The following is a 14,735-nucleotide window of genomic DNA, read 5'->3' on the forward strand; positions in this document are numbered from 1 at the left end:
GAGTCAAATGTATGCCGCCGCATCCGGCACCGGCGGCCCTCCTGGCCCTCCTGGTACCAGGCACGCTCGTCTCCGGCGCAGCACACTGGGGGCATGGCGGCGGCGACGGAGTTCGGCAGGGCGGTGCGACGGTGGCGGGAACGGGTGGCGCCCGAGGCCGCGGGGCTGCCGGTCGGCGGCCACCGGCGTGCCCCGGGGCTGCGCCGCGAGGAAGTGGCCCAGTTGGCGGGAATCTCCGTCGACTACGTCACCCGGCTCGAACAGGGCCGGGCCTCCCATCCGTCCGCCCAGGTCGTGGAGGCCCTGGCCAGGGCCCTGCGGCTGTCCCCCGACGAGCGCGGGCACCTGTTCCAGCTGGCCGGCCTGGCGCCTCCGGGGCCGGACGCCGTCCCCGCGTACATCACCCCCAGCGTGCAGCGGCTGCTCGACCGGCTGACCGGGACCCCGGTCGCCGTCTACGACGCCTCCTGGACGCTGCTGGTGGCCAACCCGCCGTACGCGGCGCTGATGGGCGATCCGTCCGGCCGGCGCGGCAACGAGCGCAACGGGGTCTGGAACCACTTCGTCGGCGAGCCCGGGCGGGTCCGGCGCACCCCGGAGTACCTGCCCGCCTTCGAGTCGGCGCTCGTCGCCGACCTCCGCGCGGCCGCCGACCGCTACCCGGCCGACGAGCGGGTACGCCGGCTCGTCGCCGACCTGCGCGCGCACAGCGACCGGTTCGCCGAGTTGTGGGACGCCGGCGCGGTCGGCCGGCACGAGGCGGCCCGCAAGACCGTCGACCACCCGCGCGTGGGCCCGTTGACCCTCGACTGCGACGTGCTCACCGTGACGGGCAGCGACCTGCGCATCATGGTGTACACCGCGGAGCCCGGCACCGAGGACGCCGACCGCCTGGCGCTGCTCACCGTCCTCGGCACCCAGGCCCTCACCGGCTGACGGCCGCCAGCCGCTCGAACGCGGTCGGGAAGGGCCTGCGGGGCAGGAAGTCAAGGATGCGGCGGGCGCATTCCGCCGCCGGGGCAGCGGTCGTGTCGCACTCGACGTCGTAGTGGCCGTGGGCGTGGACGAGCCCGAACTGGCGGGCCGCCAGACCCTCTGGACGGTCGCCGCGCTCCCGCTCCCGCCGCCGCAGTTCCGCGAGCGAGCAGTGCACCCCGACCAGGACCACGTCCCTGGCCGGGAACAGGCCCAGGCAGTCCCGCAACCGCCACGGCTCGCTGAGCACGTGGTCGACCACGACGTTGTTGCCACCGGCGGCCATGCCCGCGACCGCCCGGTGGAAGCCCCGCCAGGTGCGCCGCAGCACGCCCGGAAGCTCCTGCGCGGTCACCCCGCGACGGGACCGCATGGCGTGGAAGGCGTCCACGGGCAGGTGGAACCAGGTCCCGTCCAGGGTGAGCAGCAGTTCCCCGGCGATGCTCGACTTCCCGGAACTGGACGTCCCGTTGAGGAAGACGATGAGGCCACCGGAACCGGCGCCGGTCGCCGCGTCGGCTCCGGGCAACGTGCCTCCTCCGCCGCCGGACCGCCGCGGCAGTGGCGTGCGGTCGCCCTACGGCGTCTGCGTGCCGGGCGCGTTGGGGCGCGCCGGCGGCTGGGTGGTGGGGGGAGGAGCGATGAGCCGGTCCTCCACCGCGGACAGGACGAGCATCAGCCCGAGCAGGAACACCGGCAGCCCGAGCACCAACGCGGCGATCATCGCAGATCCTCCGTGTGCGGAAGGGGCGTTCGCCGGCACGGGACGAGGGGGCCGCCGTACGGATGGCGGCGGTCGTGGACACGGTCGGACACGGGGGACATGGGCACCTCCACTTCGGCGTCGAAAGCCCGCCTTCCCCGCTTCGGGCGTTGTATGGGGGCGCCCGGGAACCCGGCGCTCGCGCGCACCGGTCCCGGGCGCCACGCCCCGTCGGGTCAGTAGCGGAAGGCGTCGGGGCCGTCGAGCCGCCCGAAGCGCCGCGGGTGCGGGATCTGCTCGGGTCGCTGCGCCCACCGGACACGGCGGCGCCGGGCACCTCCGTGCTCACCCCAGTAGAGGACCGCGACGACACCGGCCGTGGCGCACAGCAACGCACCGACGAAGACGCTGTAGAGCGTGCCCGCCGAGAGCGCCCCGACCACGGCGCCCAGCACCACGCCCAGCATTCCCGCACCGAAAACGAGCCTGCGAATCTTCAAATCCATGAAGAATCACTCCCTTTCGGAAGAACGCATTCCCCGGTGAACGTCCGTCAATCCACGGATCGCCTTAACGAGTGACACCCCGGCCGGTTTTATGACGTCTCATCACGCCCCTCCCGCCGAATTCCGCGGCGACCGGGAAGCGGCGGGGTCAGCCGAGGGCGGACGCGGCGGTGCGGTACAGGACTTCCTCGGCCCGGTCCCACGACCAGCCGTTCTCCACCACCAGCGTCCGCCAGCCGGTCGGGCCGAACCAGAGCCAGAGCAGGTCGGCGGTCTCCTCGGGCGAGTACCGCGGCGCGGCGGCGCCGACTTCCAGGAAATGCCGCGCCACCGCGCACAGCGCCGCCCGGTAGTCGGCCGTCGCCCTTTCCCACAGCGCCTCGCCGTTCTCGTGCACGGGCAATGCCTTGCGAATCGCCTCGTGCGCCTTGAACTGGCTCTCGTTGCCCGCCCGGGTACCGCCGGCGAGCGCCTTGAGGACGTCCTCGGGCGTCCTCAGGGCCAGGATGCGCGCGACGGCCTCCTCGTATCCGGAGCGGACGACGGCCTTGTCGACGATCCGGTCCAGGATGTCCGACTTGCTGCCGACGCTGGCGAAGACGGTCTTCGACGCGACCCCGGCCGCCGTCGCGATGTCGGCGACGGTCACCCGGCCGTAGCCGCGCTCGGCGAAGAGCAGCTCGGCCTGTTCGAGGATCAGCGCACGCGTGCGCGCCGCGGCCTGTTCTCGGAGCGGGGAGACGTAAGCGCGCTTGGTGGACATGGCGGCATCCTACGGGACATCAATGCCGCTTTGACCTATCCAATCGGTCCTCTATAACCTCAATATCGGACGCGCGGCCCGCACGTCCGCCGAGACCGGCCCGCGGGGCGGGCGGGCGAAAGATGGGAACGATGGCGATGGACGCCAAGGACCTGGCCGAGGGGCTCTTCCGGATCCTGGAGACGGGTGACGCGGCACTGGCCGCCGAGGTCGTGGGACCCGACAACCACAACCGCGAGGCGGCCGTCTCGCCCGCGGCCTGCTCGATACCCGGCCCGGCGGGCACGCTCGCCTCCGGCGCGTGGCTCCGCTCGGCCTTCGCCGACCTGCGCTTCCCGGTGCTGGGCATCGCCCGCAACGACGACCAGGTCTGGATCCGGCTGCGCATGCAGGGACGGCACACCGGCCCGTTCGTGCGCTTCCGCGACGGCGTCCTCGACCAGGCGATCCCGCCCACGGGGCGCGAGGTCGACTTCGAGCAGGTGCACCTGCTCGACCTCCGCGACGGCAAGGTCGTCCGGCACGAGGCGCTGCGCGACGACGTGACGATGCTGGGCCAGCTCGGCGTCTTCCCCCCGTCGCCGGCCGTCGCCATGCGCATGGTCGCCTGGAAGGTCTCCGGACGCGCCAAGCGGGCCGCCGAGGAGGTCACGAAGCTGGCCGCCGAGGCGGCCGGGCAGGCGCGCGGCTGACGCCGCGGGTGCGTACCGGCGGGCCGGCGCCCTCCGGTACGGGTGGCGGGACCGGCGCCGGTACGTGCTGCGCGAGGCCGCCCGCGGGGTGCGGGACCGGGGCGGGGCGCTGCCCGGGCCCTGCCGGCGATCCGGCAGGCCGTGCCGGGCGGCACGACCCCGGTGAACCCGCTGCGACCCCGGCCCGTCGTCTGCTGCCGGACCCGCCGTGGCGCACGGCGGGACGGCCTCAGCGGCCCGGCTCAGCGGGGGCCCGAGGCACCCCGTGCGAGCAGGAGCAGCGCGTCGACCAGGCTCTCGGCGGAGCTGCCGGTGGCCAGGCGGCGCATCTGCATGCCGAAGACCAGGGCCACCACCGTCGAGGCGGCCTCCTCGGCGTCCGGAACGCCGAGACCGGTCAGGACGGACGCGGCGAGGCGGTCGTAGGCGGCGAAGCACTCGGCCGCGGCCTCCCGCAGCGCGGGGTCGCGGCCGGCCTGGACGTACAGCTCGAAGGGCGCGAGGTGCGTGCTGTCGAAGCCCGTCCCCTCGGCGACCTGCCCGACCAGCGCCGCGGCGCCCTTGACGTCCAGGCCCTCCTGCCGGCCCCGGGCGGCCAGTTCGGTGAAGCGGCCGGTCTCCTCCTCCACGAAGTGCAGCAGGCTCTCCCGCAACAGGTCGTGCTGCGTGGCGAAGTGGTAGGTGACCGAGCCGAGGGACACCCCGGCCTCCTGGGCGATGCGCCGGTTGGTGACCGCGGCGACACCGTCCTGGCCGATGATCCGCAGGACGGCGCTGATGATGTTCTGGCGGGTGCCGGCGGGGTTGGGCATGTCCGTCATTCTGTCACCGCGGCGGGGGCCCGCTGCTCGTACCAGCGCTGATCGCCCTCCAGTTGCGCCGCGAGCGAGATCAGCAGGGGCTCGCTGTGGGCGGGCCCGAGGAGCTGGGCGCCCACCGGCAGACCCTCGCAGAAGCCCGCGGGGACGCTGATGCCGGGCCAGCCGAGCACGTTCCAGGGCCAGGCGTACGGGCAGGCCGCGATCACCGCCCGGTCGGTCCGCCGGCCGGACAGCTCCGCGATGGCGCCGACGGACGGGGGCGGGGTGGCGGTGGCCGGGGTGAGGAGCACGTCGAAGCGGGAGAAGACCTCCCCGATCCGGCGGTGCTGGCCGCCCTCCGCACGGCGGGCCCGGCGCAGGGCGGCCCCGGCGAGCAGGCGCCCGTTCCGGGAGGCGGCAAGCGTGCGCGGATCGAGGAGCGTGCGGTCCGGTACGCGTTCGCTCCACTGGCTGATGCCGGCGAACGCGCGGGGCAGGAAGCTGAGCCCGATCAGGCCGTAGCGCGGCTCGGCCTCCTCCACGTCGTGACCGAGCCGGGCGAGCGCGTCGGCCAGGTCGCCGACCGCGCGGCGCACGGCCGGGTGGAGCGGGGCGCGGGCGGCGACGAACGGGGGCCGCCAGGACACCGCGATCCGCAGCCGGCCCGGTTCCCGTCCGGCCGCCTCGACCGCCGCTATGCCCGGCGGCCGGTGGAGGTCGCCCGGGTGCTGTCCGGCGGCGGCGTCCAGCAGCAGCGCCGCGTCGCCCACGGTGCGGGCGAGCGGGCCGTTGACGGTCAGGCCGTGGAAGGACTCGGCGTCCGGCCACGTGGAGACCCGGCCGCGCTGCGGCTTGATGCCCACCAGACGGGTCCACGCCGCGGGGATGCGGACCGAGCCCGCCCCGTCCGAGCCGAGCGCCGCGGCCACCACCCCGGCGGCCACCGCCGCCGCGGCCCCGCCGGAGGATCCGCCGGGCGTGTGCCCGAGGTCCCACGGGTTGCGGGTGGCACCGAAGGCGGGGCCCTCGGTGAACGGCCACTGCCCCAGCTCGCAGGTGTTGGTCTTGCCGACGACGATCGCGCCGGCCGCGCGCAGGCGCCGTACCGCCTCGCCGTCCTCCGGCCTGGCCGCGAAGTCCCCGGCGCAGCCGAACGCGGTGGGCTCGCCCGCCAGGTCCGTGTCGTCCTTGATCGCGACGGGGACGCCCAGCAACGGCAGCCGCTCGCCGCGCTCCAGCCGCCGGTCGGCCTCCTCGGCCTCCGCGAGGGCCGCCTCGGCGCGGACGCGGCGGAAGGCGTTGACGGTCGGCTGGGTGGCGGCGACGCGTTCGAGCGCCGTGCGCACCAGTTCCGCCGCGGTGACATCGCCCTCGCGCAGCGCACGTGCCTGTGCCGCCAGGCCCTCGGTACGGGCAGTGGACACGGCCGCCCCCTCTCCCTATTGTTCGTTCGAACGAACGAGACGGGAGGTTAGACGGATGCGCATCGCCGGTGCAACCGTTCTGCTCACCGGTGCCACGGGTGGGCTCGGCCAGGACATGGCTCGCGAACTCGCCGCCAGGGGCGCCCGGTTGACCCTCAGCGGCCGCCGCGCCGACGTCCTCGAACCCCTGACGAAGGGCTTGGACGCCAGGGCCGTCCCCGCCGACCTGGCGGACCGGGCGGACGTGGAGCGGCTGGCCGCCGAGTGCGCCGGCGTCGACGTCCTCGTGGCGAACGCCGCCCTGCCGAGCAGCGGCGAACTGCTGGACTACTCCCCCGACGAGCTCGACCGCGCCCTGATGGTGAACCTGCGCGCGCCGGTCCTGCTCGCACGGCTGCTGGCGCCGGCCATGGTCGCGGCCGGGCGGGGCCACATCGTCCTCATCGGCTCCCTCTCGGGCAAGGCCGCCTCGCGCTCCACCTCCCTGTACAACGCGACCAAGTTCGGACTGCGCGGCTTCGCCCACGGCTTCCGCGAGGACCTGCACGGCACCGGCGTCGGGGTGTCACTGGTCCAGCCCGGATTCGTCAGGGACGCGGGCATGTTCGCCGACACCGGCGCCAGGGCGCCCGCCGGGGCCCGTACGGTGACGCCGCGCCAGGTCACGTCAGGGGTCGTGCGGGCCGTCGAGCGCAACCTCGGCGAGGTGAACGTGGCCCCGCCCGAGCTGCGCCTGCTCACCGCCGTCGCCGGGCAGTTCCCGGGGTTCGCCGCCCGCGTCCAGCGGCTCAGCGGATCGGCGGACCGCGCGACGCGGGACATCGTGACGGCCCAGCGGCACCGCCGCTGAGCGGCCGTCCTGGGGACGGCCCGCGCCCGGGCCCCGTGTCCCGGACGACGCCCTGCAACGTGCCGCGCGAACCGACGGCGCCCCGGGGCAGGGACGGGGCAGGGGTTCCACATCTCCGGACGGCGTCCTGGTCGTCCGCGCAACACATCAGCCCCGCGCCGCGCGTTCACCGACACCCCGCGGCAGCCACCACAGCTCGACAGCCCACGAAACCCGCCCCGCGGCCGCGGCGAGGCCGGGCGCTTCACATGTCCGGGTAGCGGCGGCGGCGCAAGGTCCACGCGACCGCGGCGGCCGCCACCGCCCACCCGATGAGCACCAGGTACGGAAAGGCGTACTGGTTGCCCTCGAAGTAGATCGCGTTGTGCTGCGCGTTCACCGACGCGCCGGGCGGCAGCCAGCGGCCGACGGCGCCCAGCGGCTGGGGCAGGAGCAGCCAGGAGACCGCGCCGCCCGAGGACGGGTTGCCCAGCAGCACCATGAGCAGCCACGTCGGCAGGATGGCCCACTTGCCGAACAGCATGTAGAACGCCGTGAACACCAGCCCCGAGGTCACCATCGTGAGGGTGAGGATCCCCCAGGACTCCGGGAAGGGCAGCCGCAGCACGTGCAGGCCCCAGTCCACCGTTGCCACGATCGAGAGGCTGCCGAGCACGGAGTACACGACGACCGTCAGGAAGCGCTCCAGCGGTCTCAGCTGCGTCGCGTGCACGGTCAGCTGCACCGCGCCGAGGAAGCCCACGATGACCGCGGCCAAGGTGATGTAGAAGATCGCGAGCCCCTGCGGGTCGCCGGGCTGCAGGGGCTTGAGGTTGCCCAGGCTGAGCCCCACCCCGGCCTGCTGGGCAGCGGTCGGGGCAGCCGCCGCCAGGACGCGGGCCACCGAGGCCCCCGCGGCCGGCACCAGGTCGAACGAGACCGAGCCGCCCCCGGGTTTCGTCTGCGCCACGGCGAACACGTGCTGGCGGTCGACGGCGTCGACGGCGTCCGCGCGCGTGGCGAAGCGCCGCTGCACCAGCTCGGTGCTCAGGTCCGCGTCCATCCCCGCCACGAACCTCTGCAGCTGCGGGGAGTCGTCCACGACGCCGATGGGGATGTGGTGCGGTGTCGGATGCGCCATGGCGAAGCTGTACGAGCCGGCGAACAGCCCCGCGCCCACCGCCAGGAGCAGGACGATGATCACGGCCGGCCGGAAACGGGACAACCCGGAGGGGTGAGTCATCGGCATACCCTCATCGCGCCCTCCGGACGGCCGGGCCCCGCCCCGGGCTGCGTCGCTGCACGGCCTGGGCTGCGGGGGCGAACCCGCCGCCCAAGCTACTGCCGGTGGTGCACCCCCGCGACCTGACGGAACGTGCCCCCTGGACTCCGGCGTGCCGGGCGCGGGGGCGTACGGTCAGGCCGGGGCGGCCTCGAGGGCCCGCACGGCCCAGTCGAGGGCGGGCCCACGGCTCACCGGCGGGGGCCAGCCGTTGATCACCGCGAGGAGCCGGGCGTACCGCTCCCGGCGCGGGTCGGACGCGGTCCGCAGCCGGCCCAGCAACCGTCCCCGGAGCTCGGCGCCGTCCGCGGCGCCGAGGAGGCCGGCGTACTCCGCGGCGACGGCCGCCACGACCGGACGCGCCCGGTCGGAGGCGGGGTCGACGCCGGCGGCCACGGCGACGCCGGCCCGTTCGCCGGCCGAGGCGACGACGTCCCGGCGCGGCAGTGCGGTCCCGGTACGGGCGCGGTCGGCCGCGTGCTCCTCGACCGCCCGGCGCATGACGGCCCGGAACCCCGGGTCCCGGGAGAGTTCGGCCAGCTCCACCCAGGCCTGGACCTGGTCAGGGTGGGGGTCGTCGGGCAGCACCGGGGTGAGGGTGCGGCGCAGGCCCGCGATCGCGGGGGCGTCCGCACGGTCGCCGCCGGGTGCGCCGAGCACGGCGTCGAGGAAGTCGTCGACGAGCCGGCCGCGTTCCTGCGCGGACAGCCTGGCCAGTTCGTGCATGAGTTCCGTCTCCTTTGAGGTGGACCCGCGCCGGGCCACGGCCGTCAGCACCGCGCGCCGCAGCCGCAGGGTGCGGATCTGTGCCTCCAAGGCCGCGGCGTGGGCCGCCGCGGCCTCGGGCAGGGACAGCTCCCGGTCCACGACCCGCCGGATCGTGGCGAGGTCGAGTCCCAGGTCGCGCAGGGTCCGCACCAGTTCCAGCCGGGCCAGGGCCGCACCGTCGTAGCGTCGGTAGCCGGCCGGACTGCGGCCGGCCGGCGTCACGATCCCCCGGTCGGAGTAGAAGCGGATGGTCTTGACCGTCAGCCCGGTACGCCGGGCCAGGTCACCGATCGAGTGGTGCGCGTCGCCGTTCACGCCCCCACTCTTCCGTCTCCCCCTGAGGGAGACTCAAGCCCCCGCGCGGCCGGCGACGGCCCGTGCCGCCTCGGCGACCTCGCCCCGGCCGGCCGCGCCGGTGAGCGGGTCGCTCGGCGCGTAGCGCACCGCGACGCCGTACTGGGCGCAGCGGGCGGCGATGGCGGGGCAGGCCCGTTCGGCGAGCGCCGCGATGGTCAGCGAGGGGTTGACGGTGAGGGAGGTGGGGACGGCGGAACCGTCCGTCACGAACAGGCCGGGGTGGCCGCGCAGCTCGTTGAGATCGGTCAGCGCGGAGATCGCGGCGTCGTCGCCGAGCCGGCAGGAGGCCAGGGGGTGGGCGGTCACCGTGCCCGCGACGTCCTCGCTCCACGGACGGACGGTGGCGAGGCCGTCCCGTTCCAGCACCGCCCGGGTGTGGGCGTCGGCCTCGGCCCAGCCGCGCCGGGTGCCGGCCGTCGGCGCGAACCGCATGCTGCCCAGGCCCAGCCCGTTGGCCAGCCGGGTGAAACTGCCGGTGAGGGGCGGCACGCCGAAGCTGCCCTCGGCCTCGTCCTCGGTCATGGCGAGCACGGTGAGCCAGGAGCGCCAGCGGGCTCGCATCTGCTTCTTGGCGACGCCCGACCAGCGCTGCCCGGCGGTCTGGGCGAGGGTGTTGGTGACGGCCGGGAAGTAGATCTGCTGGAGGGTGAAGCGGGAGAACTGCGGGGCGCTCGCGTCGAGGCGGTCGAAGGACGCCGCGGTGATCGGCATCCCGATGTGCAGCGCCTCGTACGCCACGGTCGCGCTGCGCGACAGCCCCAGCAGGGAGCGGACCTTGCCCTCGTCCATCTCCGCGACGCTGACCCGGTCTCCGTTGCCGGAGAAGTAGCCGCCGACGGCCGGCGGGACTCCGCCGAGGGCGAGTGCCGAGCGCTGCAGCAGGACCGGGGTGCCGACGGCGCCCGCGGCCAGCACCAGGACCTTGGTGTGGAGGGTGCCCACGCCGGTCGGGCAGGTGTAGTCGTCCGGGTCGACGGTGGTGTGGTCGACGGCGTAGCGGTAGCCGGGGACCGTGGAGGGGCGGATCAGCTGGACCTCGTGCAGCGGTCGGATCTCCGCGCCGTGGGCCTCGGCGGCGGGGAGGTAGTTGAGCAGCATGGAGCGTTTGGCGCCGAAGCGGCAGCCCGAGAGCATCCAGTTGCAGTCGGTGCAGCGGGCCCGGTCGACGGCGACGGGCACCGGGTTGCAGGTGTGTCCGGCGCGGTCGCAGGCGGCGGCCAGCACACCGCCCGCGTAGGAGACGTCGGGCCAGTCGAGCTTCGTCACCGGCAGCGCCTGCTCGACCTGCTCGTACCAGGGGTCGAGGGCGGTGCGGCTGAGGGAGACGGGCCACAGCCGCCGTCCGGCCGCGTCGCGCCGGCCGAAGACGAAGGAGGGCGCGCGCAGTGACGCGGCGAAGTAGACGACGCTGCCGCCGCCCACGCAGTTGCCGGCGACGACCGAGACGCCGTCGCCCTTGATCACGTCGACGATGCGGGGGTAGGCGCCCAGGTTGAGGTCGTGGGTGAAGTCCTCGGTGGCCAGGCGCGGTCCGCGTTCGAGGACGGTGACGCGGGCACCCGCGGCGGCGAGGTGGTAGGCGGGTATCGCGCCGCCGAAACCACTGCCGATCACGAGGACATCGGTGGTCTGGGGGCTCATGCGGGGCTCCCGGAGGGGGTGGTGGCCGGGTGCGGCTCGGCGAGGGCCGTGCCGTAGGAGTGGGACGGGAAGCGCCACAGACCGTCGGCGCCGGGCGGCGGGAAGCCCGTCCAGACCAGGCCGGGGTGACCTTCGGCGAGGGCCTGCGCGGTGTGGCGGTGGGCCGCGGTGTCGAAGGCCAGGCCGACGAGGAAGGCCAGCAGTTGCCAGACGGGGCGGTCGAGGTCGTCCGCCTGGAAGAGCCCGGCGACCAGGTTCGTGCGGTGGTCGAAGGAGAGGCCGACGAAGGGCGGGCGGTCGACGGGGAGCAGGATGAGCCGGCTGACCGCGTAGGCGGTGGCGCGGGCGTCCAGCAGTACCGCGATGCCCGGCAGGAGCGGGCCCAGCGGGAGGTCGGGCGAGGTGAGGAGGGCGATCGCGCCGGCCTGTACGGCGCCCGGCCCGGGGGCCGCACCGGCGACGGCGCGGTCGGAGGACGAACGCCGCTCCCCCGGTACGAGGGTGTCGGCGAAGGCCTCCAGGGTGGAGACCGGCCAGGAACCGAGCGCGGCGGCCGCGGCGGGCGGTGCCGCGGCCGTGCCCAGCGTGGGCAGCGCGGCGACGGCGGCGGCCAGGCCGCGCAGCAGGACGCGCCGGTCGATGCCGGGGGTGACGGCGTCCGGGGTGGCGGCGTCCGGGGTGGCGGCGTCCGGGGTGCCGGAGGGGCTCGGGGTGGGGGGCATCGTCACCGTCCCGCGCAGAGCAGGCTGAAGGGCAGCGTGACGGACAGGCCGGTCTCGCCCGCCTCGTCGCCGTAGGCCTCGAGGACGTCGGCGAGTTCGGGCAGGTGCGGGCGCAGCGCGGCCACCAGGTCGCCGATGCCCGCGGTGACCCCGCCGACCTTGAGGTTCGTCAGGAGCATCGCCGCCCGGCGGCCCCGCTTGTCGAACCAGTAGCGGCCGTCCCAGGAGACGTACGGGACCGCGCCGGTGGTGGACTGCACGCTCCAGTGGTCGCGCTGGTAGTAGCGGCACACGGGCAGTGCGAGGGCGAAGCGGGCCGGTTCGGCGAGCAGGAAGCGGACGGCGCCGCCGTTGTCGAGGGTGATGTCGCGCTTGGAGTACTCCACGCACACCGGGTCGGACAGCCAAAGCCAGGGGTCGGGCGTCTCGCCCTCCCCGTAGGCGTGCCAGTCGCAGGCGGCGGAGAACGGCGGCTCGGTGTACGGCTCGGGGGCGTTCGCGGAGGCCGGCGTGGCGGCGGCGGTGGCCGCGGTCGCGGCGAGCAGGGCGGCCACGGCGGACGTGAGCAGGCGTGAGGGACGGCGGAAGCGGGACATGGGCGGGCTCCGGCGGTCGTGGGGACGGGGCGTACGGGGCCTGGGCACCACGCAGGATGCCGCTGACGTGACGTCAGGGCAAGAGGTTGCACACAGACTCATTGAATGAGTGGCTCATCCACTGCCTGAGTGTGTTGACGCGCCGCCCCGTCGCCGGGTGGGCTTGGGCCGGACCGCACGAGAGGGGACGACCACGGTGGAGCCACTGCCCCGCGAGACCATCGTCGACGTACTGGAACGCCGCCTGCAGGAGGACATCCTGGGCGGCACCCACCCCGCCGGCAGCCTGCTGCCGCCCGAACAGCGCCTGGCCGAGGGCTACGGCGTCACCCGCACGACGGTGAAGCACGCCTTCGGCCGGCTCACCCAGGCCGGGCTCCTGGAGACCCGCCACGGCGTCGGCACCCGCGTCCGCGACTTCCTGCGCCTCGGCGGCGCGGATCTGCTGCCCATGCTCGTCCGGCACAACCCCGGGTGGCTGGCGGACATCTTCGAGGTCCGGGCCGGCGTGGGCGCCTTGATCGCCGAGCGCGCGGCCGCCGCGGCCACCGCCCCGCAACGGGCCCGGCTGCGCACCCTCCTGGAGGCCGTCGCCGCGGCCGGCGGGCCCGACGCCGTCCAGCTGGCCGACGCCGAGGTCCACCGCGCCCTCGCCCAGGCCACCGGCAACCGCGTCTACGTGCTGCTGACCAACACCCTGTTCGCCGCCTACCTGCCGCTGCGCGCCCGCCTCGTCGCGCCCTTCCGCGACCCGGGCGAGGCGGCCGCCCGCCTGGAGCCCCTCGTCACGGCGGTCGCCGACGGCGACGCGGTCGCGGCCCGCACGGCGGCCGGCGCGTACCTCGCCGAGACGCAGCGCATCATGCTGGAGGCACTGGAGGCGCCCTGAGCCCACCGCCCGCCGGACCGCTCGCAGGTCGCGGCACCGGCGACGCCCCCGGTCCGCGCGGGCCGGGCGGGGCTCGGGGGCGGCGGGCCGGGGGGCGGGGTCAGCGGGCCTGGTCGGTAGGGCGGATCAGGATCTCGTTGACCGCGACGTGGTCGGGCTGGGTGACCGCGTAGAGGACTGCGGCGGCGACGTCCTCGGGCTGGAGCGTCCGCATGGACTCGGCCATGCTCTTCGCCATGGCCTGGATGGCCGGGTTCGTGATGTGGGACGTCAACTCGGTCGAGACGAAGCCCGGTTCGACGACCACGACCCGGACGCCCTGTTCGGTGACCTCCTGCCGGAGCGACTCCGCGAAGGCGGTGACGCCGAACTTGGTGGCCGAGTAGACGCCGCTCGCGGCGGTCGCCGTACGCCCCGAGGTCGAGGAGACCTGCACCACGGCCCCCTTGCGCTCCAGTAGATGGGGCAGCGCGGAGTGGACCGCGTACATCGAGCCGAGCAGGTTGGTCCCGACCATACGCGTCCACTCCTCGGTGTCCGCGCCGAGGATCGGCCCGCTGAGCATGACGCCCGCGTTGTTGACCAGGATGTCGAGGCCCCCGAAGCGTTCGACGGTCGCCGCCACCGCGTCCCGCACCGCCTGGTGGTCGGTGACGTCCAGGTCGAGGGCGAGCATGTCGCCGGGGGCGTCCCGCACGAGGTCCTTCAGCCGGTCGGCCCGCCGGGCCCCGACCGCGACCGCGGCCCCGGCCTCCGACAGGGCGAGGGCCGTGGCCCGGCCGATGCCCGAGGACGCACCGGTGACGAGGACGACCTTGCCTTCCAGGGTGCTGTTCACGTTGTTCTCCCAGGTGTTCGTGTGCGTGGTTCACGACCCGGGCGGAAGGTGACCGCCGGGTCATGTTGAGCGTAACAGCTAACCTGACCACCCGGTCACGTTGGTGGTAGGCTCCACACCTGGGAGGAGGCAGGCATGAGCGGTACGACGGCCACTCCGGGCCGACGGGCGGACATGGTGCGCAATCGACGCCAGCTGCTCGAGGCGGCGACGGCGGCGTTCGCCGAGCACGGGGTCGACGTGCCGATCGGGGAGATCGCCCAGCGGGCCGGCCTCGCCAAGGGCACGGTGTTCCGGCACTTCGCCTCGAAGGAGGACCTCCTCGCGGCGATCATGCTCCAGTTGCTCGACCAGCTCATCGCCTCCGCCGACCGCCTCCTCGAGGCCGCCGACCCGGCGGCCGCGCTGCGGGAGTTCATGTCCGACGGCGTCGAGGTGCTCGCCACCGACCGGGCGTTCTGCGAGGTGATCGGCCGCCCCTCGCTGCAGCACGCCGAGGTCCGGGACCGCATCGCGCTGCTTTGCGACGCCGCCGAGGCACTCACCGCCCGGGCGCGCGAGCGTGGCGCCGTGCGCGGTGACGTCACGGGCACCGACGTCGTCCTGCTGCTCGGCGGCATCCACCAGACCGCGGCACCCCTGCTGCCCGTACAGCCCCAGGCCTGGCGCCGCTACCTCGCACTGGCCCTCGACGGACTGGTCGCGACCGACGCCGGGCCCCTGCCGGAACCGCCGCCCGCGCGCCTGGAGATGACGGCGCCCACGACGGCGCCGTAGCGCACGCGCGCGCCCCAGCCCAACACCCGAACCCCCTTCCCCAGCCCCGGGAGACACCGGGGTCGCCGACGCATGCCCCGAAAGGGGTCTTGACTGCACCCATGCCAAAGAGAGAGCATTGCTCTCGCAAGGAAGCAATGCTCTCGGATGGGATGACGATGATGACGCCGAAG

At 74.8% G+C, this 14,735-nt stretch carries 17 protein-coding genes; 5 read left to right on the forward strand and 12 right to left on the reverse strand.

The window, feature by feature from the left end:
* Window positions 1–93: 93 nt before the first annotated feature.
* Window positions 94–936, forward strand: coding sequence for a helix-turn-helix transcriptional regulator (locus ACZ7MY_RS25850; protein ID WP_499605202.1), 843 nt, complete (start codon window positions 94–96; stop codon window positions 934–936).
* On the opposite strand, the gene ACZ7MY_RS25855 is transcribed toward ACZ7MY_RS25850, so the two are convergent.
* The 4 genes from ACZ7MY_RS25855 to ACZ7MY_RS25870 all read right to left on the reverse strand — a co-directional run bounded on the left by ACZ7MY_RS25855 (window position 926) and on the right by ACZ7MY_RS25870 (window position 2,947).
* On the reverse strand, window positions 926–1,504 hold the full coding sequence (locus ACZ7MY_RS25855) for a chloramphenicol phosphotransferase CPT family protein (protein ID WP_499605204.1): 579 nt from the start codon (window positions 1,502–1,504) through the stop codon (window positions 926–928). The two genes, ACZ7MY_RS25850 and ACZ7MY_RS25855, sit on opposite strands and share 11 nt — an antisense overlap.
* 48 nt (window positions 1,505–1,552) lie before the next feature.
* Window positions 1,553–1,699, reverse strand: coding sequence for a hypothetical protein (locus ACZ7MY_RS25860; protein WP_499605205.1), 147 nt, complete (start codon window positions 1,697–1,699; stop codon window positions 1,553–1,555).
* A 215-nt stretch (window positions 1,700–1,914) separates the two neighbouring features.
* Window positions 1,915–2,184, reverse strand: coding sequence for a hypothetical protein (locus ACZ7MY_RS25865; RefSeq protein WP_499605207.1), 270 nt, complete (start codon window positions 2,182–2,184; stop codon window positions 1,915–1,917).
* 148 nt (window positions 2,185–2,332) lie between these two features.
* A complete protein-coding gene (locus ACZ7MY_RS25870; RefSeq protein ID WP_499605208.1) occupies window positions 2,333–2,947 on the reverse strand; it encodes a TetR/AcrR family transcriptional regulator in 615 nt (204 codons plus the stop codon).
* A gap of 131 nt (window positions 2,948–3,078) precedes the next feature.
* On the opposite strand from ACZ7MY_RS25870, the gene ACZ7MY_RS25875 reads away from it, so the two are divergent.
* Entirely contained in the window at window positions 3,079–3,639 is a 561-nt protein-coding gene (locus tag ACZ7MY_RS25875; RefSeq protein ID WP_499605210.1) for an ester cyclase, read from the forward strand.
* A 242-nt stretch (window positions 3,640–3,881) separates the two neighbouring features.
* Here ACZ7MY_RS25875 and ACZ7MY_RS25880 read toward each other — a convergent pair whose 3' ends face one another.
* On the reverse strand, window positions 3,882–4,451 hold the full coding sequence (locus tag ACZ7MY_RS25880) for a TetR/AcrR family transcriptional regulator (RefSeq protein ID WP_499605211.1): 570 nt from the start codon (window positions 4,449–4,451) through the stop codon (window positions 3,882–3,884).
* A 5-nt stretch (window positions 4,452–4,456) separates the two neighbouring features.
* The gene (locus ACZ7MY_RS25885) at window positions 4,457–5,863 is read right to left on the reverse strand and encodes an amidase (RefSeq protein ID WP_499605213.1); all 1,407 of its coding nucleotides are present in this window, start codon (window positions 5,861–5,863) and stop codon (window positions 4,457–4,459) included.
* A 55-nt stretch (window positions 5,864–5,918) separates the two neighbouring features.
* On the opposite strand from ACZ7MY_RS25885, the gene ACZ7MY_RS25890 reads away from it, so the two are divergent.
* Window positions 5,919–6,713 (forward strand): SDR family NAD(P)-dependent oxidoreductase, encoded by a 795-nt coding sequence (locus ACZ7MY_RS25890; protein WP_499605215.1) that lies wholly within the window; start codon window positions 5,919–5,921, stop codon window positions 6,711–6,713.
* A 244-nt stretch (window positions 6,714–6,957) separates the two neighbouring features.
* Here ACZ7MY_RS25890 and ACZ7MY_RS25895 read toward each other — a convergent pair whose 3' ends face one another.
* The 5 genes from ACZ7MY_RS25895 to ACZ7MY_RS25915 form a co-directional block, all read right to left on the reverse strand.
* On the reverse strand, window positions 6,958–7,935 hold the full coding sequence (locus ACZ7MY_RS25895) for an ABC transporter permease (RefSeq protein ID WP_499605217.1): 978 nt from the start codon (window positions 7,933–7,935) through the stop codon (window positions 6,958–6,960).
* 174 nt (window positions 7,936–8,109) lie between these two features.
* Window positions 8,110–9,057: a MerR family transcriptional regulator gene (locus ACZ7MY_RS25900; RefSeq protein WP_499605219.1), complete on the reverse strand. Its 948-nt coding sequence runs from the start codon at window positions 9,055–9,057 to the stop codon at window positions 8,110–8,112.
* Window positions 9,058–9,090: 33 nt separating this feature from the next.
* Entirely contained in the window at window positions 9,091–10,740 is a 1,650-nt protein-coding gene (locus ACZ7MY_RS25905) for an FAD-dependent oxidoreductase (protein WP_499605221.1), read from the reverse strand.
* The gene (locus tag ACZ7MY_RS25910; protein WP_499605223.1) at window positions 10,737–11,462 is read right to left on the reverse strand and encodes a DUF5987 family protein; all 726 of its coding nucleotides are present in this window, start codon (window positions 11,460–11,462) and stop codon (window positions 10,737–10,739) included. The genes ACZ7MY_RS25905 and ACZ7MY_RS25910 overlap by 4 nt, the downstream gene beginning before the upstream one ends.
* 2 nt (window positions 11,463–11,464) lie before the next feature.
* Entirely contained in the window at window positions 11,465–12,058 is a 594-nt protein-coding gene (locus ACZ7MY_RS25915; protein ID WP_499605225.1) for a hypothetical protein, read from the reverse strand.
* Between the two features lie 196 nt (window positions 12,059–12,254).
* On the opposite strand from ACZ7MY_RS25915, the gene ACZ7MY_RS25920 reads away from it, so the two are divergent.
* Entirely contained in the window at window positions 12,255–12,947 is a 693-nt protein-coding gene (locus tag ACZ7MY_RS25920; protein WP_499605227.1) for a FadR/GntR family transcriptional regulator, read from the forward strand.
* 100 nt (window positions 12,948–13,047) lie between these two features.
* On the opposite strand, the gene ACZ7MY_RS25925 is transcribed toward ACZ7MY_RS25920, so the two are convergent.
* A complete protein-coding gene (locus ACZ7MY_RS25925; RefSeq protein ID WP_499605229.1) occupies window positions 13,048–13,785 on the reverse strand; it encodes an SDR family NAD(P)-dependent oxidoreductase in 738 nt (245 codons plus the stop codon).
* A gap of 135 nt (window positions 13,786–13,920) precedes the next feature.
* Between ACZ7MY_RS25925 and ACZ7MY_RS25930 the strand changes: the two genes are divergently transcribed.
* On the forward strand, window positions 13,921–14,562 hold the full coding sequence (locus tag ACZ7MY_RS25930) for a TetR family transcriptional regulator (protein WP_499605231.1): 642 nt from the start codon (window positions 13,921–13,923) through the stop codon (window positions 14,560–14,562).
* Window positions 14,563–14,735: the final 173 nt, after the last annotated feature.

Source organism: Streptomyces sp. NPDC111520 (assembly GCF_055635295.1).

Excerpts from the sequence above, each read along its gene's own strand:
- ACZ7MY_RS25850 (WP_499605202.1), top strand. The coding sequence starts at position 94 with ATGGCGGCGGCGACGGAGTTCGGCAGGGCGGTGCGACGGTGGCGGGAA.
- ACZ7MY_RS25875 (WP_499605210.1), top strand. The coding sequence starts at position 3,079 with ATGGCGATGGACGCCAAGGACCTGGCCGAGGGGCTCTTCCGGATCCTG.
- ACZ7MY_RS25915 (WP_499605225.1), bottom strand. The coding sequence starts at position 12,058 with ATGTCCCGCTTCCGCCGTCCCTCACGCCTGCTCACGTCCGCCGTGGCC.
- ACZ7MY_RS25895 (WP_499605217.1), bottom strand. The coding sequence starts at position 7,935 with ATGACTCACCCCTCCGGGTTGTCCCGTTTCCGGCCGGCCGTGATCATC.
- ACZ7MY_RS25865 (WP_499605207.1), bottom strand. The coding sequence starts at position 2,184 with ATGGATTTGAAGATTCGCAGGCTCGTTTTCGGTGCGGGAATGCTGGGC.
- ACZ7MY_RS25930 (WP_499605231.1), top strand. The coding sequence starts at position 13,921 with ATGAGCGGTACGACGGCCACTCCGGGCCGACGGGCGGACATGGTGCGC.
- ACZ7MY_RS25860 (WP_499605205.1), bottom strand. The coding sequence starts at position 1,699 with ATGATCGCCGCGTTGGTGCTCGGGCTGCCGGTGTTCCTGCTCGGGCTG.
- ACZ7MY_RS25905 (WP_499605221.1), bottom strand. The coding sequence starts at position 10,740 with ATGAGCCCCCAGACCACCGATGTCCTCGTGATCGGCAGTGGTTTCGGC.
- ACZ7MY_RS25880 (WP_499605211.1), bottom strand. The coding sequence starts at position 4,451 with ATGCCCAACCCCGCCGGCACCCGCCAGAACATCATCAGCGCCGTCCTG.
- ACZ7MY_RS25910 (WP_499605223.1), bottom strand. The coding sequence starts at position 11,462 with ATGCCCCCCACCCCGAGCCCCTCCGGCACCCCGGACGCCGCCACCCCG.
- ACZ7MY_RS25870 (WP_499605208.1), bottom strand. The coding sequence starts at position 2,947 with ATGTCCACCAAGCGCGCTTACGTCTCCCCGCTCCGAGAACAGGCCGCG.
- ACZ7MY_RS25890 (WP_499605215.1), top strand. The coding sequence starts at position 5,919 with ATGCGCATCGCCGGTGCAACCGTTCTGCTCACCGGTGCCACGGGTGGG.